This is a genomic window from Mesorhizobium sp. M1A.F.Ca.IN.022.07.1.1, from assembly GCF_003997575.1.
GTDB lineage: Bacteria > Pseudomonadota > Alphaproteobacteria > Rhizobiales > Rhizobiaceae > Mesorhizobium.
The window spans coordinates 1-524 of the sequence record NZ_RZST01000729.1; the positions used below are offsets into that span (position 1 = coordinate 1).

The 524-nt window shown below is 63.9% G+C and carries 2 pseudogenes; both read right to left on the minus strand.

The annotated features are described in order from the left end of the window. A pseudogene (locus EOA75_RS33665) lies at positions 1–390 on the minus strand (type IV secretion system protein VirB10); the annotation flags it as partial. Between the two features lie 9 nt (positions 391–399). After that, positions 400–524: pseudogene (locus EOA75_RS35490) on the minus strand (P-type conjugative transfer protein VirB9); the annotation flags it as partial.

Below are 524 nucleotides of genomic sequence, written 5' to 3' on the forward strand. Positions count from 1 at the left end.
TTCGGCATCCCCGCGCGATGTCGCGGTTTTCTGCCCGCCGCTATAAGCCATAACGGGCGCGCGACGTGCCGAGTCAAGCAGCGGGTCTTGTTCCTTGGCCTCCTCGGTCACGACAGGGGTCGGCAGCTTCACTTCCGGGCGGGCCAGGACCGGTTCCACTTTCTCCTTGGCCGGCTCGAAGTTCGTCGTCTGGCGAATGACCACCCGCTCCGGCTTCGTCGTGTCCGACGGCGTCCTTTCTCCGCTCATGGACCACAAGGCGAAGGCAACAAAGGCGACCACTGCCAGCGCCACGGCGCCTCGCTTCAGCGTTGGATTGTTGTCGATCCGCCTGCCCGCGATGGTTTCGGCCCGCTCGCCCGGAATCCGGCTTTCGTTTTCCTGTGTCATGATAACTTCCTATCGCGTTGCGTCGGCGTCGGTCCGCACGAGGCGCGCGACCGATGGTGAGGTCGTGTTGGTATCCGGATTGATGCCGACGCGGTCATAGGCCTCGTTGAAGACGCAAAGCACGTCCCCTCCCC